The sequence below is a fragment of the Paenibacillus amylolyticus genome, from assembly GCF_036894225.1.
In the GTDB taxonomy this organism is placed as follows: domain Bacteria; phylum Bacillota; class Bacilli; order Paenibacillales; family Paenibacillaceae; genus Paenibacillus; species Paenibacillus amylolyticus.
Genome location: NZ_CP145893.1, coordinates 164,803 through 186,544, shown reverse-complemented (window position 1 = coordinate 186,544; position 21,742 = coordinate 164,803). Strand labels below are relative to the sequence as shown.

16 protein-coding genes are annotated in these 21,742 nt (G+C 37.4%); 1 reads left to right on the top strand and 15 read right to left on the bottom strand.

The annotated features are described in order from the left end of the window. Positions 1 to 192 precede the first annotated feature (192 nt). Entirely contained in the window at positions 193 to 6,726 is a 6,534-nt protein-coding gene (locus V6668_RS31030; RefSeq protein WP_338709178.1) for a fibronectin type III domain-containing protein, read from the bottom strand. A gap of 731 nt (positions 6,727 to 7,457) precedes the next feature. Here V6668_RS31030 and V6668_RS32275 point away from each other — a divergent pair. Next, positions 7,458 to 7,742, top strand: a complete 285-nt coding sequence (locus V6668_RS32275) for a DNA-directed RNA polymerase subunit alpha C-terminal domain-containing protein (protein WP_133120449.1) — start codon at positions 7,458 to 7,460, stop codon at positions 7,740 to 7,742. 147 nt (positions 7,743 to 7,889) lie between these two features. Here the strand turns inward: V6668_RS32275 and V6668_RS31025 are convergent, their stop codons facing one another. The 14 genes from V6668_RS31025 to V6668_RS30965 all read right to left on the bottom strand — a co-directional run bounded on the left by V6668_RS31025 (position 7,890) and on the right by V6668_RS30965 (position 21,689). Continuing rightward, positions 7,890 to 8,408: a hypothetical protein gene (locus tag V6668_RS31025; protein WP_100528113.1), complete on the bottom strand. Its 519-nt coding sequence runs from the start codon at positions 8,406 to 8,408 to the stop codon at positions 7,890 to 7,892. A gap of 155 nt (positions 8,409 to 8,563) precedes the next feature. Next, positions 8,564 to 9,085 carry an AbrB/MazE/SpoVT family DNA-binding domain-containing protein gene (locus V6668_RS31020; protein WP_100528112.1) on the bottom strand — a complete coding sequence of 174 codons (522 nt, stop codon included), beginning with the start codon at positions 9,083 to 9,085 and terminating at the stop codon, positions 8,564 to 8,566. A gap of 342 nt (positions 9,086 to 9,427) precedes the next feature. After that, the gene (locus tag V6668_RS31015; RefSeq protein WP_100528111.1) at positions 9,428 to 9,748 is read right to left on the bottom strand and encodes a nucleoside triphosphate pyrophosphohydrolase; all 321 of its coding nucleotides are present in this window, start codon (positions 9,746 to 9,748) and stop codon (positions 9,428 to 9,430) included. 21 nt (positions 9,749 to 9,769) lie between these two features. Beyond that, positions 9,770 to 10,690 carry an HNH endonuclease gene (locus tag V6668_RS31010; RefSeq protein ID WP_338709177.1) on the bottom strand — a complete coding sequence of 307 codons (921 nt, stop codon included), beginning with the start codon at positions 10,688 to 10,690 and terminating at the stop codon, positions 9,770 to 9,772. A gap of 228 nt (positions 10,691 to 10,918) precedes the next feature. Then, positions 10,919 to 12,055, bottom strand: coding sequence for a hypothetical protein (locus V6668_RS31005; RefSeq protein ID WP_100528109.1), 1,137 nt, complete (start codon positions 12,053 to 12,055; stop codon positions 10,919 to 10,921). 65 nt (positions 12,056 to 12,120) lie between these two features. After that, complete coding sequence (locus V6668_RS31000) at positions 12,121 to 13,671, bottom strand: hypothetical protein (RefSeq protein ID WP_338709176.1); 1,551 nt, start codon at positions 13,669 to 13,671, stop codon at positions 12,121 to 12,123. A 605-nt stretch (positions 13,672 to 14,276) separates the two neighbouring features. Next, positions 14,277 to 15,389, bottom strand: coding sequence for a hypothetical protein (locus V6668_RS30995; protein ID WP_338709175.1), 1,113 nt, complete (start codon positions 15,387 to 15,389; stop codon positions 14,277 to 14,279). 862 nt (positions 15,390 to 16,251) lie between these two features. Then, positions 16,252 to 16,827 (bottom strand): hypothetical protein, encoded by a 576-nt coding sequence (locus V6668_RS30990; protein WP_338709174.1) that lies wholly within the window; start codon positions 16,825 to 16,827, stop codon positions 16,252 to 16,254. 657 nt (positions 16,828 to 17,484) lie between these two features. Further along, complete coding sequence (locus tag V6668_RS30985) at positions 17,485 to 18,183, bottom strand: DsbA family protein (RefSeq protein WP_338709173.1); 699 nt, start codon at positions 18,181 to 18,183, stop codon at positions 17,485 to 17,487. A 202-nt stretch (positions 18,184 to 18,385) separates the two neighbouring features. Further along, positions 18,386 to 18,772: a hypothetical protein gene (locus tag V6668_RS30980; protein WP_091037154.1), complete on the bottom strand. Its 387-nt coding sequence runs from the start codon at positions 18,770 to 18,772 to the stop codon at positions 18,386 to 18,388. Between the two features lie 256 nt (positions 18,773 to 19,028). Then, positions 19,029 to 19,541 (bottom strand): hypothetical protein, encoded by a 513-nt coding sequence (locus V6668_RS30975; RefSeq protein ID WP_100528103.1) that lies wholly within the window; start codon positions 19,539 to 19,541, stop codon positions 19,029 to 19,031. A gap of 45 nt (positions 19,542 to 19,586) precedes the next feature. After that, the gene (locus V6668_RS30970) at positions 19,587 to 20,120 is read right to left on the bottom strand and encodes a hypothetical protein (protein ID WP_100528102.1); all 534 of its coding nucleotides are present in this window, start codon (positions 20,118 to 20,120) and stop codon (positions 19,587 to 19,589) included. 411 nt (positions 20,121 to 20,531) lie between these two features. Continuing rightward, the gene (locus tag V6668_RS32270; RefSeq protein WP_422395299.1) at positions 20,532 to 20,831 is read right to left on the bottom strand and encodes an AbrB/MazE/SpoVT family DNA-binding domain-containing protein; all 300 of its coding nucleotides are present in this window, start codon (positions 20,829 to 20,831) and stop codon (positions 20,532 to 20,534) included. 216 nt (positions 20,832 to 21,047) lie between these two features. After that, the gene (locus V6668_RS30965; protein ID WP_091037139.1) at positions 21,048 to 21,689 is read right to left on the bottom strand and encodes a flagellar brake protein; all 642 of its coding nucleotides are present in this window, start codon (positions 21,687 to 21,689) and stop codon (positions 21,048 to 21,050) included. Between the last annotated feature and the right edge of the window lie 53 nt (positions 21,690 to 21,742).

Here is a 21,742-nt window from a genome sequence, read left to right as displayed (position 1 = left end):
ACGTATGGGATCCTGAAAGATGTTAAGACTGATATTTCGGAACAGACAAATAGGACGGCTCCGTCGCCGTCCTAAATTGTGTGAAATATTCAATTATCGTCAGACTCTACGAGACAGACTGTACCTACCGTTTTCTAAAGAGTCACGCATTCAAGCTAATCAAAATATTGTTGTTTGTATAGCTTATTCATTTCACTTTGAAATTGAATTTAAATGATCGCGTAAACGGTAAATCATTACGGATGCCTCAGCACGTGTCAGTCCGTGTTTCGGACGGAACGTATTGTCCGGATACCCTTGTACGAATTTCTGTCCTGTTGCCATTTTTACATCCGCTAATGCCCATACTGCAATATCCGAATCATCAGAGAATCGTTGAGCTGTAGTTGAAGGAGTTATGCCTCCCTTAATCAGCACATTGACCATCATCTTAGCTGCCTGTTCTCGATTAATTACAGCATTCGGTCGGAATTCATTTCTATTGAATCCTTTTGCAATACCATTAACAATAGCTGCATTTAGTTCTGCACTATACCATGCATTATCTTTAACATCCTGGAACGGCATTGTTATGGATTCATCAGGACTGGCGTTTAGGACACGCGCAATTAATGCAGCAAATTCCATACGTGTGATCTCTTTATTTGGAGCAAATGCATTTGTGCTAATGCCTTTTATAACACCATCTTTCGCTAAGGTTTCGATCTCATTTTTAGCAAAACTTGAATCGGACACATCTTTAAACACACCCGATACCGATCCAGACTGCTCATTATCCTGCTGATCTCCTTTAACAACATCATCAGGTTTGTCATTTTCAGGATTGTCTGAATCTTTATCATGATTTGTCGGAGGGGTTGGAGCTGAAGGGCTGCCTGGATTTACAGGTTGTTCCTGTTTCGTGGTTTGTTCCACTTTTATCCCCTTCGTACTCTCTCCTCCAAGATTTACAGCCCTCACTTCGTATACATGCTCGGTATTAGGTGTAAGATTTTTATCTGTCCAGGATTTTTCCCCAGCACCTACACGTCCTACTTCCTTTCCAGCTTTATAAATCACAAAATTAGTTAAGCCTTCTGTCATCACATTGCTGAAGTTGAGCGTAATGGATCTCTCTGAAGCACTAGACTCAATACCCATAGGCACTGATGGTAGGGTCCACACAGGGACTGATACCGGTGCTGATGGATACCCTGCTGCATTCTCTGTAACAATGTTCAAGATAGTTTTTGTTCCTTGCTCTAGCCCTTCCAGACGGATCGGCAAGGTATCTCCACGCCATAATTCGGTTCCATTCTTATCCAGAACCACATACTCACTTGCTTGCTCTACGGCTTGGAAACTAATTTCTGCCCAATCATCCCCTGATTTCACCTCTGGAGCTGACACTTGCTTCGTTGCCGTTAATGCAGTCAGTTTAACGCCTTTTCCTTCGCCGCCTTCATTTACTGGCATGATCTCATACTCATATTTTTTACCTGGTTCCACCTCAGTGTCTGTATAGCTCACTTGGCTTCCTGCTTCTACCTTCGTAATTTGCACACCATTTCGTAAAATAACGAACTCCTGGATTTCCTGTCCTGCTGTCTCGATCTCCATTGTTACGGAGTGAGACTTCACATCAGTAATTTTGACATTGCTATTGTTCAGTTCAGCTCGAGTCACCAGTTTCACAAGTACACCTTTTGACGCGTGGTCCGTTTTATTGAATGCTGATAACGTTAAATTATACACATATCCCACTTGCAACTGCGCAAGGTGTGCAACGGGTTCCGATCCGCTGTAATACACTTGACCTGATGTTTTATCTGTAATCTCGTATCGAAATGCCCCCTGGGGTTCAGTCCAACTCAATGTTGCATCTGAATTTTGTACATCCACTCGTTCTAGTTCTGGCGCTTCGGTTCGGGTACTCCACACGATCTCAGATTCAGAACCTATGCCAGTCGCATTTTCGGTTGCTACTTTAAAGCGGTATTCTGACCCTGGTTGCAAGTCCGCAACGTCAAATTCTGATCTTGTTACATCCGTTCTATTACCTTGCTCATCCGTGATCCAGTAGCGAGATGCCGTTTTATCTTCTTCCCAGGTTAATGTCATCCCCGTTTCACTGAAAGTCTTCACCGTCAGTAATGCTGGTCGCACCGGATTAGTCAAGAAGCTGAATGCTGTCGGTTCACTCCAACCGGAGCTATTACCAGCTTGTACGGTCCCACTATATTCCGTGCTACCTTGAAGCGGTGACAAAACATAGTTGAGATCATTCGTCAGGAATTCCTCTCCATTCAGTTCAATTTTATAATGGGTTGCACCTGTCACGGATGATATGTTGAATTCCGCTTCTGTTTCTCCAATCCCAGTGACTTGTACAGATTCAACATTACTCGGTAATGTCACTGTCCTTACAATCTTCGCTTTTCCTGCACCTGTTCGATTGAATGCTACCAGTGACACGCTGTATTCCTTTCCTGGTTCAAGTCCTGAAGCCGTATATTCCAGATTTGGACCTTGATACTCGGCAACAAGATTTTGTTCGAGATCATACACCTGAAGGATATACTTGATTCCGCTTGGGACGCCGTTCCATTGCGCAGTGAATCCTGTTGTACTAAAACCGTGCATTTTTAGGGAGTTATCCTGTTCAGGCAAGGTCATTACATTCAAAGGTTCCGAGACATCACCTTCGCCCGTTTCATTTCCAGCTGCCACTACGTATTCATACGCTGTTCCAGGGATTAAGCCGGTATCTTTATAGTTTAGATCCCCCCCGTTATACAAGAGCTCGTTATTCCGATAGAGATCGTAATAGGTTGCCGTTGTAACGCTCTGCCACTCTGAATTTACGGTATCTTCTTTAATCTCGATTGCTGTAAACCCTGTTGGCGCTTCCGGAAGAGTTAAAAATCCGACACTTGTAGCCAATCCCTCACCACTATCATTAATTGCTGAAACTTGTACCGTGTAGCTGCTTCCTGGAACTAGTCCAGTTAATGCTTTTTGAGTGCTTGCAACTAATCCGTTTTCTATGATTTGACCTTGGTTATCGATCAACTTTAGGCGATAATCGGTTGCAGTTGGTACAGAATCTATGTTGATCAACATTTCACCTGGTGTCCGAAAGACAGGACTGATCTCGACTCCAGGACTAGCTGGATATGTTAGTGCAGAGACTTGTGTCTCCGCTGATCCCACATGATTTCGAATCGTCAGCTGATAGTTATAAATTTGACCACCTTGTAGCTGCTGGTCCACGTATTCATGAACCGGATACTCCAATATCTTCTCTGTACCGGTATTCATGTTTTTGATGGTATACGTGTAGCCTGATGTGTATCGATTTCCGCCAGGTAAATCCCAGCTTAGTTTGACTTCAGAAGCACTGATTGCTGTTGCTTCCAGTGTTGGGGCATCGGGTGCCTTCTGTACTTGATATGGGTTGGACGTATGTGTACCGGTGTTTCCAGCGTTGTCTTTCACTTGTGTATGCACATACCAGATACCTTCTTTGTCCTCTATGGTCACTTTGCCGTTGTCTGGCATTACCTGCCATGCTTCACTCGGTTGTCCGCTTTGACTAATCTCTACATATACCGGTTCAATTACACCCGACAACCTATCAGATGCCTTAATTTGAACATCGGTACCCTGCAGCGACCATTGCAGTCCATTAGGTGCATAATCCACATCAGGTAGTTCCTTGTCAATTCGGATATCAAATTGAGTCTCCGGACTGATGAGCCCTACTGCATCCACGGCGCGAGCTGTAATTGTATGCTCACCTGTTTCTGTAATGGTGCCACTTTCACCCGTAGTGTAAGGACTATCACCAATTTTGTACTCGTAATATACATCCGATGCGTCTTGACTACCATTTAGTTGGAATGTCACATCTTTGTTTGTCCATTGACTCTCTGAGAGAGTATAACTCGGCTCTGTTGGTGCAGTGCGATCGATGAGGACCTTTGCAGTTGCTTCAGGGCTGATATTACCTGCGACATCAATCGTCCGCGCCCATACTTCTGTTTCTCCTTCCTCATCGACAATCATTTCCCCATTATATGTTGTCCAATTTCCTGTCCCTACTTTAACCTCTGTCCGTTCTGCCCCACTTAGGTCATCTGTTCCATTCTTCAGGGTAATCGTTACCGGATCTTGTGTATAGGATTCCTCAGACAAACTCAACACTGGTGCTGTGGGTGCTTGCTTATCGACTCGCACAGTGACTTCCGTTGATTGGCCAACATTCCCTGCCTTGTCCTTTGTACGGAACTGATATGTCCATTCTCCGGAATCCCCGATAACTAAAGGATCATTGTACTTGTGCCATGTTTCACCGTCTCTCGTATATTCAGTGTAATCCGCACCACTGCCAATATCGACACCATGCTTAGCTATCAGCTTCACATCTTTGTTTGTCCATGCGTTTTCAGATAAGGTAACCTCCGGCTTCTCAGGAGCGACCATATCAAAGTTGATTCTCCCGGTATAGGTTATTGTGTCCGTGCCTCTATTCCCATCATTTCCGTTAATTTTAACATTCGTATATGTTCCTTCCGGGACTTCATTAACCGCCCAATCAAGTTTCCAAGTTCCAGCTCCTGTAACACTGGTCGATTTAGTAATACCATTTAATGTTGCTGAAATGGAAATTTCGTCTCCTTCTGAGTCAAATGCGCTACCCTTCAAGCTGATTTTCTCAGATGCTGTACCGATATTTTGATCAGAATTATCTACTGAAAGTACCGGTGGCATGTTTGTGGTTGATTTTTTAATATACCAGAAACCATCTGTGTGTAACCCATCATCCGGATAAGTTTTGTCTACATCTAAAATATTGCTCTGCACTAACGTATCCTTAATCTTATTTGTTGAGTTAGCTACAGCTTCATGTCTAGTAACTTGAGTTTGTTCCAGATTAGTAACTTCATACTCTGTCATACTTCGGAGGTAACCGATCGAATATAATCTAGTACCTGCCCAAGTTGGATATGTTGGAGCCGTTTGATACTCTCCTACACCAGAGAATTCACCAGTAGTGCTATTAAACGTATAGTTACGATAACCTGAAATATTATCTATATCACTTTTATAGGTAGTACCTTTAGATTCTCTATAACTAGTCACCTGATTTTTGGTGGTGTACTTATCCCAATAGTACAAGGAATCTGTATTTACGATTAGGTTTCCTGTATATGTTGCTGTTGAAATTCCACCCTTACCGTCATCGACTGTAATTACTGGCCTACTGAAAGTACCACTACTACTAAACTCGGATGTACGCCAGACAAGAGTCCAAGCCTTATCATCCTTAGTTTGACTTAAAACTACTTGTTTCTCTACCCCACCTATACTCGCTGAAATGGACAAGGTATCGTTATCTGCATCTGTAGATGTGCCGGAAATAACAAAGGTGTCACTCCCGGTCTTTAAATTTATAGATTTGTTACCCGATTGAGTCACATTGATGACTGGATTTGTATTAGGCACCAATCCTACCCTTGTGTACCAGAATCCATCTGTGTGAACTCCATCTACTGGATAAGTGTTTTGAGCTGCTTTAATGTTAGTTTGTACTAATGAACCTTTTATATCTTGTCCACCATTCGCTGCCCAATGTAGATCTTCTTGATAGTACAAACGATCAGAAACCCTGGTATATCTAATTACATTTCTATTATCATTAAAATGTGGGATATAACCTACAGGTTGTTGTGCAGTTAGTGTGTAAAAATAAGTACCTGTAACTTTAGAAGAATGCATTCCAGGATCAGTAGTGTATCCTGTGAAAAATCCAGGTAAATTAGGGTGTTGATCAGATGTCCATCTAGCCCACGAGATAAGTGGTGTTTTATCTACTCTAAATTTGCTCCAGTAATAATAAGTTTGTTGCTTAATAGTTATATTACCTTGATATTTTACCTCTACAATGTCTATACCGTCTTCAGCAGATATAATGGGGCTATATGTACCTAATGGAAGCTCGCTTATATCCCACGATAACACCCATTGACTTTTTGAAGTTGTATTATGGACTTCTACAGATTTACCAATACCACCTATAAACCCTGTTATTAATACATTGTCGCTATCGGGATCTTGTACAGTTCCAGAGATACTAAAGGATTCCTGATCATTTAGGTAGGTCATATCCCCTTTAGTAGTAATTTCTACAACAGGTACTTTATTATTTATGGTACCCTCATACTTATAATAGAACCCATCAGGATCAACAGCATTATTTGGGTAGGTATTGGCTACAGAGCTGTACACGCTCCCTACTAAGGTATCAGGTATAGGTGCGGCATAAGCTTCAAGAACTCCTGATTCAGCCATACCTTCACTATATGCTCTAGTATATTTTATTTTACCTCTATTTCCAGGAGCATCATCATAAGTATAAACCACACCTGTATTAGCTTGACCGTAATTACCATCTAGGTTAAAAGTTCCAGTATTCTTATCAAAAGTAAAAGAGCTGTAACCCGTAATCCAATCCGATTTAAATATATTACCTCTTATGTCCCAATAGGCATACCCTTGCTTTACCGTGTACATAGACCACTTGTGCGCAACAGAAGCTTGGCTATTACTTGGGTAGATTGTCATTCCAGACAAGGTAATGACTATCGTTAGCATCAAAATAAGTGCTTTCCTCAATCTATTCATCTTAAAATACCTGCCTTCTTTCGTTTTTTTATTACTTGTAAAAAAATCCGTATTCTTCAAGATAGAATCTCTAATAGACAATGCTTCCTGTTCATTCGATTTTGATTCTAAATATGACGGAGCCATTTAACAGGCATAATTGTAATGATTTCCAAAAGTTAAAGTTTATTCTTTACTATTCGTGAAACAATAACAACCAGGCGTAGGGATCTCTTCTAGTCGCCACCCATCCAAATTCTCAAACCGGAAAATTGTTTATTCCCTTAATATGTGAATCTCTCAAAAAAGTAAATTTAGAACCTTCTCCCATATCGTTAGCGTACATATTTAACTCCTTTCCACCCATAGCGTGGCTTTCGTAGCCACTTTACATATGAGTATTTTGTTTTGGAAACCCTCCTGTGTCGGCCGCACCGAGGAGGAGCTGCCAAATAAAAACAAAAAAAGCACGCAATTATCCCTATGTTGATTAGGATAATCGCGTGCTTCGCAATTTGTAGTTATTCAGTTATTGTAACTTTAACATTAATTATATTATCTATCAACATACTATCACCTACCTACCTATCTATGCATGATAAGTAAGATATATTTTTGTTAGGTTGCTGTCATTTAATTAGATCTCCATTACTTGATCATCGTTATCTGTTTTCTAGTAGATATATGGCAGTGTAAACATTTGAAATGTTCGCTGAGAAACCCAGTCCCCTGCCACAACGAATATGTAATTCATATTGGCATAGATCCAGTCTTTAATCTCCCTATATAATTTTGCTTCAGCAAATTTTAGAATGAATGTGTATTTGTTTTGTTCTATCGGTGCAATCAAATGGACATTGAGTTTGCGAGAGATCTTCAACTTGGCTGATAATTTTGAATACAACTTGGATCTTGAGGAGCTCTTAACACCCGTGGACCATTCATTTGAAAAGAGAATGTATTTATGCCTGATGCGCCATAGAATTAACACCATCGAACAGTTGATGGATATCAGTTACATGGAATTATGCAAGATAAGGTTATTTGGGACGGCTTCACAGAATAGATTATACCAACTATTAAATGAGAGATTCTAGGTCGGAAATTAATATGCTATCGAATCTCTATTTAGTATGGCTGCTCCATCAATTGCTAGCTGCTTAGCAAGTTTAATCAAAGTTAAGTTTCACTCTCTTTGTAAGTGACGTTTCTCCAACAGACGACCTTCCGGAAACTCAGTCAATCTATCGAGTAGGTATTGATAAGTCATCTGCCTTCATCCTGATTTTGCACAGCAAGAAGAGATCCTTAATAAACATCTCAACCTCTGAGTTAACTTGAGGTAGAGATACATTAACGTTCAAACTACCATAGTAATTTTTAAAATACTGTTTTCTTTCTTGATTTTTCCCATCTCGTTTCATAGGTTTATACATCCAAACAAGTGAAGTAGTCGCCGTGTTACCGAATGTTTCTGTTTTATGTAATTCTGTGATAGGTCGTGACTTATTATAAGGGAATGTTACTATATAATAATTATCTTTAACTTTTTGATTCCATGCAATTATCAGAAAATAAAGCTGTTCTCCTTCAGCATTACCTATTAGAAAAAGACCAAGAACTGACTTATTATCTGCCCATTGATGGAATGATGTTACTGTGTCTTCACCATTAAGCTCAATGACTTCACATGTGTAATTTACAAGCTGATGCGTACTAGTAGTCAACATCGAAATCAATTTTTCTGCCGTTTGTCTTTTCATAAGTCACCCCCAATTGGTCAAAAAAATCATAAGCAGTACTGCTAGTGGCTACGGATTTCCTCCTAACGTTAGACTATCTATAAATAATTCATAGGCAAACTGGAAGTTGTATCGGTAGGTAAGCACGCAAAAACTGCATTACATTTTTTTTAGAACTAATTTCCTTTCATAAGAAGTTTCTTTAATTGGGAGATGCGTCCTTGACTAATGCCCAACTTTTCTGCTATTTGCTGTTGAGCCAAGTCAGGCTGTTGTTCAATGATTTCTTTTAACTGATTGAGTTTTATGGCAGTTTTTGGCCTTAAATTTGGGTAATCATTGCTGGCTCTCTCATTGAAATCGTTAGAGGTATCTTGTTTAGAATCAGGAACGATACCCTCCGGGGATGCAGGAATTTTTACTATTTGAGGAACGTACTCTTGGGGAATGTTATCTTGAAGTTTTAAGTCTAGTGCACAGGTCCGGCATATGAATTGTTCTTTAAAATACATATCTGTATCCAGATCTCCGCAGAACACACATAATGTCGATTTATACTTTCTTAAAATCAACTCTTTTCCCTCAGTGAAAAACTCAAGCGGATCGCCGATATGAATTCCCATCGTATCCCGTAATTCCTTTGGAAGGACAATACGTCCAAGTCGGTCCAAAGATCTCTTCATTCCGGTCCGTTTCATCGAAATTCCTCCCACGAAAATATTAACTGCATGTCTTATTTTTATTGTAAGAGTGAACATGATTTTTTACAACAAGTTTACGTTTATGAGTGTTATTAGTGCTAGACCAAAAGGAAATATAATATGAGTACCTCTAGCAGACGTCTACGTGGTAATCGGAATCCGTTCTTCTCCTCATGACAGAAGAATAATGCCTAAAAAGATAAAAAAGCCGCATAAAGAGCGACTTATAATGCAACTACAATTTAAACTACGACTGAAAACATGAGTTAAGTTAGGCACTAATCAAATAGAATATCGTTGCCATTCAATTTTTCCACCTATGAACTGAGGGGATGTTGACTACTGGACAGTTAAAAGCATAATCTTCTTGTCAAACCCACCGCGTTCATCATGTTTTTGTTTACGAATATTCTCTAGTTCCTCAACCGTTGTACCTTGGCTAAGGGAAAAACTATAGACTACCTCTAACAAGTCAGCCAGCTCAAGTATCTGCTCGTTATTGTCTTTTGCTTCAAGAAACTCGTTTAATTCTTCTTGCATCTTCAACTTAAGTGCGGTTTCATATTCCTCTTCACTAAGGACTTTCACATCATATAATTTGCCGCTTGTTTCAATAATTTGCGGTATCTTATCACGCACAAGTTTGTTATACGTCTTCATCTCAAAACCCTCCTATCTTTTTCAACCCAGACATGCAATCCAGAATTTCCGTACGATGTTGCTCTCAATAGCCAATTCTAGCTCAGAGACATGCTTATTCAGCTTACTATTCTCCTTCAAACGATGAAGAAGCACTTGATTTCTTGCTTCTAGCTGAATAATCTTTTCCTCATGCGGTATCACATTTGACTTACTACTGTTACAAGATCGATGTGCAAATACCAAATTCCAAAGATCATCGGAGTAGAGGTATGACCATGGGATAACATGATCAATAGCAGGTGTCTCAGCTACAATTTTTTCTCCACATAAAAAACAGTGAAATTCAGGGTTCTCAGCTTCAATGAATTCTGCAAACTTACCAAGCGGTTTTCGACGTACCTGATCTTCGTCGATTATTCGTACTTTCTTTGAAAGTCGTGGAGAGTGATTGAAGTTCTCTAACATCTGCGTCCATCGATAATTAATGGCATCAAATACAATTAGGCGACTACCTTTAAGCGCAAGTACATCCTCTCCTTGCATAAATAAACTATCCGCCTTCTGTACATATTGATATACGCCTTCCACTTCCTTACCTTCAACACGTAGGAAGCGGTAACTTACATCCGATTTCAGAGCTCTTACGGTAGAAGAAACAGCCTTCTCATACTCTGAACTGCATACCGCCTCAATATTCGACTTAAACCATTTTACTGGCTTAATCGAGCTTGTACGAGCCTGATAAGTGGCTATCAGTTCCTTCGCAATGCTCAACATGACAGGCGGCTTCACAGGATTCGAACTTTGCTGAAGATCAAAGAATAGGGTTTGTTCAAAATAATAGCGAAGAACCTTTTTGGCAATATCCCTTAACTGAATTTCAACCAGAAATGCTTCTTCTATTTGAATTGAATTTTCTTGCTCTACGGCAATTTCTGTAATTGCTTTAGCCCAAGCCATTTTGTAGGTGTTATCAAAAGAACAATTACGGATTATGTGTAGCCATTTTTCTAAGAAGTCCACTATTTTACCCCGATCTATCATATTGTTATTTCACAATGCTGATACAACATCCATCTATGAACTATGAGAGATTTTACTTTCATTACCAATACTCGCAATCGAAGTTTGTCCAATGAGAATTCGGCAAGTCCACTGCACTGCAACTAACAACATTCCTATTCGATATTAAAGTGTATATTTACTCACATTACTAGTCAGTGGATCCACAATGTAAACAACCCTGTTACCGGCATAATTAAATTGTTTATCCGAAGTGTCTATTTTATATGAGGTTATGGTTTTTAGCGTTCTTCGATCTAAAATTAGTAGTCCATCTTGTTTTTCAACGAGAAGAGTTTTGTCATCTGCTGATTCACGTATCCAAAATGAACCTGTAGTTGAAACTTTCGATTTGGTTACAAAACCCTTAGAATTAAAAGCATAAATGGAGCTAATACTTTGTAACATAAATGAGTTAGATGAATTTTTTGTGTTTCCAATTAAAAAATCAGCAGACTCTGATATTGTTTTCGTCCAGAGCGTTTTTCCTTGTGGATTTTTAGCAATGACTGCCGTTGACCCAGCTTGATCAAATTTTGTAAATATCATCGTTTTATCTTTCAAGATTCCCCGAAAAGACAAACCATTGTTTCGATAACTAAATTCTTTTCTCAATTGATCATCGTAAAAAGAGAGTGTACTTTTATACTCTCCAGCAAAGGACCAATTAGAAATGGTTGAGATATATCCATTTTGTTGATAATACATAAATTCATTAATCATTTTCTTACTAAGCAATTTTCCATTTACACTATAACGGTATGTCATATATTTAGAAGAATTAAGTTTTAAATAAACGAGCAATGTACCATCGTCCATAATATAAGACCCAACTTCATTCGTAGTTTTTTCTGTGAACGTGTAATCCAAAAGCTTATTCCCTTTTGGTGAAAAAATCCGAAGTTGAGGGAATTCTCTATTTTTTTTCTTATCCTTGTACGATGTGATAAATGACATATTTCCGTTGGATAATATTTGATTCTTATATTCAAATCCACCACTATATTGCACCCATGATGAAGAAATGACATCAACAGATCCTATTTTAGTCTTTGTTTTTTCTTGATAGACGGTGACCTTTCCTGAGGAATCCATCAAATAAAGATAATCTTTTATTTTTCCAAAGTTACTAACTTCATCGTGTGTAACAACCCAGTCTGGCTTAGGTAGGGAGTCATAGGATGTTGGTGCTGCATACATAGGAGTAGCCGTCATTAAGAGTAGAAAAATAAAACCGGTCAGTGTTAATAGTGTTTTTCTCATAAAGTAGCTCCTTAAAATTATTGATTTAAATAATGAATTCGATCTTGTAACTTCATTGTGAAACGTTATTTTATTATCTGCAGTTCTCTCCAGTCATTCGACGTTAGATAGTTAGTGTCAACCAGGAGCTTCAGGGATATCCCGGTTAATAACTCCCGTAACGGATAATACACTCTATTCTTCCATACAATTTGCTTACTGCGATTTAGAGTAAAAGAACTCTCCTGGTAAGTCACAGTGATCTTGCCATTGCTGTTATCTATGTTACCCCCCAGCAGTTTTACAAGTTCATCTACTGGAGAATATATTGTCAGGTCCGTCGTTCGAAACGATCCTTGTCCCCCATATTGCATGTACTTGCCTTTGAATTTAACTGGTATAGGGTCATTAATAGTTAAATAATTATCCATGCCAAACGTATAGAAATAGGAATCTGCGTGTGAGTAATCAACGACATTGCCGTATCTTCGAGGTGTCATCAGATCAGAGCCTACAATTCGATACGCTCCAAAATTTAGCAAGCCAGATTGAATAATATGATCGGTGCCACCCATCCAACTCATGCCATAGTCGATTGCAGAAGATGAACCTGTCGAATTAATCGGTATTGTTTGAATTAACTTCCCATTAGAGGTATCAAATATACGGTACTCCTCTTTACCTTTGACTCTTCTACCGTTCTCTGTGTAGTTGACCCACAGCACAACATATTTCCCATGAGGGCTAAATTGAGCGATACCAAATGCATAATTTGCTCTGCTCGTATCGGACTCTAACAGAGTATGTGACTTACCATTAATAATAAGATCATGCTTGTATGACCTTTTTTTCTTCGTTTGCTTATATACAACAGAAGAACTTAATGTTCTTTTGTACACAAAGTCATCTGAGTTGTTTTTTTGATAAGATTTAAGTTTCAGTTTACTTCCATCAGGCCTGATCTCGTAGGGGTATTCACCAGGATATGTTATATAAGTATAGTTTTTTGAATCGAAATATACTCCTGCCTCGACATATAATGCGCCTACTTTAGGTGCTGGATCAAAATAATTACGATACAATACATTCGTCACAAATATATCGTTGTGCTCGGTAGGTCGTTCTTTGGCTGTATGTATAAGCTTATTGGTCGATATAGAGTACACCAGGTATTCGCGACTTCCTTTCTCTACTACATACATGTTTGCATCTGGATAAACGCCGTCTATCCTTCCATTCGCTGTATTTCGGTTAGCAATAATGGAAAATACCTTAGTGCGGCTATCATACTTCACAATTTTTTCGGTGGAACCACTCTGTAGGATCGAATAGCTTATCAATGGATTTTTTGTATTCATGCCTTTAATCTTTCTGAAGTTGTACTCCGAAGACTTATCTACATAATCTACCACTGTGTCTTCACTGGTAAATAAACCTGTATGATAGTCTACTGTAGTTTTCCGAATAATGGCGTCTCCTGTTCTATTACGAAAGTTCGAATCTTGCATCCATTCAAAATAGATCTTATCTCTACTATCGGTTGGAATCTCATTAGCCATAGCTAATTTTCCAGGAACAGTCCACTCTAAAACAAGTAACAACACGATTATAACCGCTATATTATGTATCTTTTTCATTAGTACTCTCCGATCCAAATCAATTTATTTTAGGTATATCATCATTACAAACTAAGGATTCATTCTCAATCTTCTCGAGTGAGATAAATGCCATAATTAATGGTTGGATGCGTTCGTCTTGGAATGGAGTATCAACGATAAACTCTCAGCTTAAATAAACTACCTAACAATTCTTTGTCAAAATAATAGATCTACCTTCTGCTATAGGTTAAAAGAAAGCTAAATATTGAGTAAGCACAAAGAAACGCCAAGACTTACATAAATTTTGTATCACGAACAGACATGGGAATGAGGCGAAATGGATGGCTATCGAGCAAGATGGAGATCAATCATAAGCTGAGAGCAGAACAGGCGCCTTCAAGGCAACATATGTTGTTTATCGTAAGGACATGAATCCTGTTTGCAAAGCAGTTCTTATATTGCATTATTTGATTCCGGCACGTATTACGAAACGACTTACAGGATGAGGAAAGCCATCATTGCAAGAAAGTCTTGAGTTAACTAAAACGTTCAATTAGATCCTGAAGAAGCTCTTCTTTCTTTTTTCTTTCTGAAGATTTCTGAAATAGAAACGACGGCCTCCTTTTGAGAGGTCGTCATTCAATTCAATATGAAAGAGTAAATTTACTCACATTACTTGAAGCATAATTCAGGACGTAAACTATCCCCTTACCTTCATAGTATAATTGTCCGTCTCCTAAATCCATGTTGAATTTGTACAGTGATTTAATTTTTAGTGATTTTCGATCCAGAATTCCAAGTTGGTTTTGATCTTGAAAAAGAATGGTTGAACCTTCATCCGATTCAAATAACTCAAAAGAATTTGATGATATTTTGGTTTTGTTTATAAATCCTTTTGAGTCAAAAGCGTAAATCGAAGTCTTACTTTTCATTAAAAATGAGTTAGTTGAAATTTTCGTATTACCAATATAAGGACCAGCTGACTCTGGCAGTGTTTTTGTCCAGAGTGTTTTTCCTTGTGAGTTTTTAGCAATAACTGCCGTTGTCTCTCCTTGATCAAATTTTGTAAATAACATTGTTTTATCTTTTAAGATACCCATAAAAGACAAACCAATATTCCGGTAACTAAATGATTTATTCAAGTGATCGTCATAAAAGGAAAGCGTAGACTTGTATTCACCTGCTGAGGACCAATTAGAAAGAGTGGTAATAAAGCCATTTTGTTTGTAGTACATAAATTCGTTAATTGATTTCTTATTGAGTAGTTTACCATCGGCACTGAAACGATATGTCACATATTTGGAGGTGTTTAGTTTTAAATGAACAAGCAGTGTACCATCATTCATGATGTAAGATCCTACTTCGTCGGAGGATTTCTCTGTAAATGTATAACCCCATAGTTTTTTACCATTTGGAGAATACACACGGAGTTGGAAGAATTCTCGATTCTTTTTTTCATCCATGTAAGCAGTAATAAATGACATATTTCCATTAGAGAAAATTTCATTTTTATAACCAAATTTCGCAAAAATCACACGGGAAGATGAAATGACATCAACTGTCCCAACTTTAGCTCTGGTTTTTTCTTTATACACGGTGACCTTCCCTGACGAATCCATAAAATAAAGATAATCCTTTGTTCTTGCAAAGTGTGCCACTTTTCTTATAATGTCAGAGCTATCCTTATGTGCAATGCTCCAATCTGGCGTAGGCAGAGAATCATAGGATGTGGATGCTGCTGATATAGGATTAGCCATTAGTAAGAGCGATATAACAATAAGAAAGCATAAGTTAAGTTTTTTCATAAGGTCCCCTTAATCGATAATTTGAAAAAAATAAATTCAATAATAAGTCTTTTGAATCACATTGGTAGATGATCCACTTCGCCATTTCTTCGCGTGTCAACGTCGTGCTTGGTTTAAACCCATTCGGATAATCCGAGGGTTTTAGGAAACCTAAAGAACTGCATCATTTACTTCTTCCTCACTCAAGCCAGAAATGTTTCAAACTCTGCACGGGTTACCATCATACCTGGCTTAAATGTGCCAACAAATATATCCTTTGAAATAGCCATTCGCTACGGCTGCATCGATGGCAGGCAGGTACATCTTTAAATAAGGTAACTGCAGCCTGATTTGTGTTTCCGGTGAATCAATACATCCCCAATACCAATGCACCACTTAATAAGAGTTGAGTCGGATTTTTCAATTCTTTCACGCTCCACATGTTAAAAGCAGACTATACTTCCTTGATATAAGCTATGTATTCTTTAGGATTGACCTTTTTTTCAGATTGAGATTAAACAGATTTGTTAATTTGAATCTAAATGTTACGTGGGGTGTTTCTACATTGAGTTAGTTTTATTAGGGATCTGCTCTTATGTGAATGTGTTATGCTGCTCATTTACACGTCCTTCCCATAATCTTGAATGTAGTTTTCTGTTCCGTAATACCTATCAAACTTGCCAATAACAAGAATATTCTACCACTAAATGATCAAAGGATATAGGTATAATATCCCAAAAATACTTATAATCCATTTTGCTCCTGATCTTTTAGTTAAGTTGATGTTTCACAAGCTTGAAGAAAATAAAAAAAGCAGCTCGCGGCTGCTTTTTGTTTACCCAGTTATTTGTTCCATTTTATTATTTGATATCTTATCAGCGAGTCTCATAAAAACATTCATGTCAACAGCGTTAATTATTTCACTTTGTAAGTTTGCATATTCACTTTTCAACTTCTCATTCTTATTATTCGCTTTTTCGAGACGACCTGCTAATTCTAGAGTCATCTTTCTTAGCAACGAAATATGTGAATTCAGATTATCCATAATTTCATTAAAGGTAACTACAAACTCTTGGTCTAGTTGAATGGGGTCTTGAAGTGAATAAACCGTATTATCTTCTTCTATGGGACTCAGTTCATGAGCAATCGTACTTGAATTAGTTATAGTTACAATACTCCCATCACTTTTGTTTTGATTTCGGATTTGTTTAGCTTTTCGAATAGCGTCCTCATACTTTTTACGTAAGGATCCATTCCAGCGGAAACCACACGCTGCTTTTGATCTTTTTAATTTTTCACTAGCTTCTTCAAATGCTTTTAATTGTGTACTTCCAGATTCGATATGTTGTAATACAGTCTGTGCTAAAAACAAATCTGCTTCAACGTCCCAACTGTCTTTACGCAATTCCATAATGAACACTCCCCGAATTTGATATATTGATATTTCTATTTATATCCCAAAATATATGAACATATTCCCAAGGATCTGAATTTTATCTCTTTACATTTCTAAAAGATATCTACGAACATTAATTGATTACTCTACTCCACAGAATAAAATATTTAAATACCTATGTAGTACTAGCAACTCTGGACATAAGATTCAATGTTTTTATCATAGTAATTAGCTTAAATACTTATTCATCTGGTAAAGCCAACGACTTACCTTCTGCAGCATTCAGTCACAATACAAGCGTACAAAATAGTTAGCTCAGCATCGACGAAGAGATCAATAACTGAGTTAATCAGTAAGTATGACTATTCAAATTACAATTTCGTCGACAGAGATGATGCTCACTGTATCCCTTAGAAAAATTCCAGGGTGGAAGCTCCTTAATTTTACTTTCTATTTGGATCTAGAGCTTTTGACTATCACGGAACCGGTGAAGATCTTCGAAGTATTCTCTTTTTTCGTAGGTTCCTCAAGAAAAACATCAAACAGCAGAGGATCCCCCCTGCTGTTTGATTTCTCTAGTATGTAAAATTAAATTGAACAACTAATTCCCCTGTTGGTTTTGAGAAAACATACCAAATTTAGTGATCATATAAAATGAGTTTGAGTTAATATCTACATATTTGATTCTATGATCTCAGATAGCTGTTCTAAACTAGGATTAACGTATTTATCTCCCTCTACAACAAATGTTGGTACACTCGCAACGCCATTAATGGAGGTAATTTTAAAATCTTCTTTTACTTCATATAACCCCTCTAGTTTCTTTAAGCTCTCTTCAACCAATTTAGAATTACCACGCGGTACATAATCATCGATTAATTTAAGTAGGAACTTTTCATTCGCCCAAACGGTTCTTTCTTCTCCTTGGTTCTTATAAATTGCATGGTGATACTCCCAAAACGCCTCTTGATTTTGTCTCCAAAGAATTTCTCCTACCATTGCTGCCTTTATGCTGTCTGGGCCTAAGAAAGGATAATTAACTATATAGAGTTGGGCTTTGCCTGTATCAATAAACTTATCTTTGAATTTATCGAAATTGTCATTATTCCAGGCCATACAATAGGGACATTTGTAGTCGACAAATTCAATGACCTTAACCGGCGCTTGTGGATCACCTATATAAGCTTGTTTATCAAGTTTGTACTCTCCTGCCATGACTTCTATCTTACCGTCTACATCCTGAAAAGTGGGGAATTCCTCTTTTGATTTAAAACCTGATAAAAGAACCATTAAAAGAACTACTAGTAATCCCATTAAGGTAAATACCATTATCCCTTTCTTTAGTGAGTTCCTTTTTTTCTCAATTTTCATTGATAACACTCCCTCTTAGTTTGTACCGAAAAAACAAAAAAAGCACCTCAATAAGACCATGTGGTCCTATTGAGGTGCTTCCTCTTCCCGGGTATTCAATTACTTTAGATTATACATCAGCTTGTACATAAAACCAAGTGAATATTGAATGAATTGGTGTCTAATCAAACTTTTAAGAATCTAAATGAACTCAAGAGAGATCTTAGGGGATGCTCTCTATTAGTTTAATACCCACAATATCATTGTTTAGGTCACGTACTACAAGGCTTTTATAGGTTGCTTCAAAGTTTATAAGAGTTTCTTTATCGAGAATATCACTAGTAGTTCTTTTGAAATTTGAATCCATTAGGACTTGTTTTCCTCCAAAAACATAATTTTTTCCGTCTTTCACAACAACTATAGGTACCACCTCTGTATAACGGTCCAATACTCTATTCACTTGTTTACCTGATAATATTGTTTCATCGTAAGCAATGAAGGAATTCTCGGTTAAATCATGCAAAGTAGGTAAGACACTTGTTGACTGATTACATCCATTAGCAATAAATAAAACCACGAATAATGAAATGCTGCGGATGATTTTCCTCACGATCCATTTCACTCCTTATAAATAGAAAAAGTACCTCATGCAACAGCCTAAGCAGTTGTAGGAGGTACTTCCTCATGTCGTTATTCGGTTACTTTTGTTATATCCTTTGAGCATCTGGCGTTTAAACAAACAATAAGGCTCTTATGAAAGTACAAGTGAGTTTAGATGCAGCACGCAGAATGCTCGTTTTGTAAAATACTTCAAATAAATAATCATTAACATCTAAACTGTTCTTTGATCAGTGCCTGTAAGACATTCACGCACTCTGTAGTTTCTTTATTTCAATATGATCGGCTTGTAATCTTAAAAAGGATGGGGTATCAACTTCTTCCCCCCAGTTATAATTATTTGGCAAAAAGATCTTCTCACTATGTATTTCTATATAATAATCCTCCAGTTGATGAACGTTAATACGCTCATTAAGAAGAGCAGTTGAAATCCTAACATCAATGAATCTTGCAACTTCTAACCCCAATTCCTTACATAATTTGATCCAAGATTTATTAACATGCGATTTTATTTTAGCCTCAGCCGGTTTGGAGTTTTTTTTAAATTGCTCGATCCACTCGGGCCTATACTTTTTTAGGTGTTCCCTTTCTAGTGTTAAAACTTCTACATTCATATATAGTCCAAATTCCTCCTTAACATCCCAACCTAAAAAACTACTAATTTCATCGTTATATTTAAACCACTTTTCATGATATGTAAACTGATGATGGATAACACTCCACTGTTCCGTTCCTTTGTTTACTTTAAGATAATGAGCCATTCTCTTCTCCCCCTACAAATAAATTTAATAATTTCGATAGATGCTTTACTTTGCCAACCTTAACTGTAAAGCGTTCGATATAGCTATTTTCCACTTTGTCGAACCTTGTCCCAGGTATTTAATTATGGTTTCTGCACAAGGATAACCTTGATTGTTTTGCGCGAAAGTTGTGTAATCACTTCTTGAGAGAAAACTACCATATTGTTCAGAGGCTTTCCGAACAGCCTCAATACATTTACCATGAAAATATGACTGTACTGGATTTTTAATAGGTAGTGTGACTAGATTTGAATTCGAATAAGAATGTCCAATATTACCTACAATCGATTCTGGTGGATAGGGAATTGATATTTCAATGTCTTTAACAACTAATTTAAGAATTGTATTTTTCAGATTCAGCTTTCCATCAATATAATTTGTCACAACCGTAGTACGATCATAACCAAGGAGTTCATTAATTATCTGGGCAATTTTATGTATCGCGTCCCTTTTATTCATCTTTCCGTTTGTTTGATTATCTAACAAAGATAATGATTTCCCTGTTTCAAGCAGATTGATTACTACATCCAACGTATTCATGACTAACCCCCTGTACTAATTTAAAACGCAAAAAGAGGAAGCAATCTCACACTTAGTAATGACTAAGTGCGAGGTGCTTCCTCGCTTCTCTTATTTAATTAGTTCCATTATATTCCCTGAGATACAATCTGTCTATAGAATTCCCATAAAGGCATTACCCAATCTTTTTTAAGAGGGGTCTCAGACTTTGTTTCTATGTTCCTACTAGGAGTTCAGTGATATTCTATGTAATAACTAATCATACTGCATTGTCGCTATTCAGTTTGATTGCAACCGAATACTCTCTTTGTTATAAACTGGTTTTCTGACTTTTTTTCATTTGAGAAACTCTAGATCGAGAAATGCCTAATATTTCAACAATTTGATATTGCTTAATCTCAGGATCTAGTTCAATTAACTTTTTCATTTTAATCAGATTAGAGGTTCTGCTTGTCTTATCAAGTAGTTCTTCAGTTTTTTCTCTAACGCTGTAGAGTTAGCTTTCACCATCTTTAGGCATTGATAACACACAATTTTTCCTTTAAAATCAATAAGCTTCGAGCCTGTGTTCTTACAACAAAGTATACAATTTGATTGAGGAATTATAAGAATCAACTTATCCACTTCTGTTTTAATGATGAGTTCACTACCGCAATAAATATGTCTCCTATCTCGAAGTTCTTTAGGGATAGATAATCTACCTTCTACTTCAATTTTTCGAACAAAACTCATCGCTCACGTCCTTTCAACCTTTCTTTAGATATTACATTATATCACAATAATTTCCTATAACAATCAAGAAACATGCACCCCATCACTACATTTTATCTCATTGATTTTGATGGGGTGCTGGATTATTCATAAATATTCTTAATTCAACATGCTTACGTCATTAGAAATTAGCATCATAAATCATTAATGCAGTTAATATTAGACCGACTATTCATGCTAAAGTCTACGCTGCAATTGAACTCTCATACAATATTTTATTATAATGTCTCGATGTGATTCCCGTATATCTGTAAATTCTAATGCAATTTGAAGACCACTTTCAATTAAATTCTGATACACGAATCTCCCTCTAAAGGGAATTTCATGAGTGGAATCTCTTGTTTCGATAAATAATAATCCGTTGAGCCCTTCCGAATTGTATTCAAACAAATGTCCATCTTTTATAAATGAAAGCCCACCTCCACTTATATCCTTCGTGATATAACTTTTCATCGGATGATCACTTATTCCAACATCAAGTTTAAAACTCACGGTTGCAGGTACCCGAAAAAATTCTCTCTTTTGTACCGTTAATATGGAAACGTCCTCTGGAATGGAAAGCTGTAGCTCTACTGGTTCACCTCTAGATTGGGAAAGAACACAAGTCTTGAATTGAAATTTTTCTCCTGATCCTCCTGCAAAATATATGTAAACCTCCTTCTTTACGAGTTTAGGTATCGATATCCGATGTTTAACCACAATGGAGCCAATTCGAAATGTCTCTGAATCAATAGCTTTGATTTGTGCAACCAACATATTACCTTGTTTGTCTTCAAGCTCCACGTATTGATCAACAAATAACGCATCAAGAGCAATCATTATTGTTTGTCATCCCTCCTAAGTAGTTTAAAACGCAAAAAAAGCACGGCAGT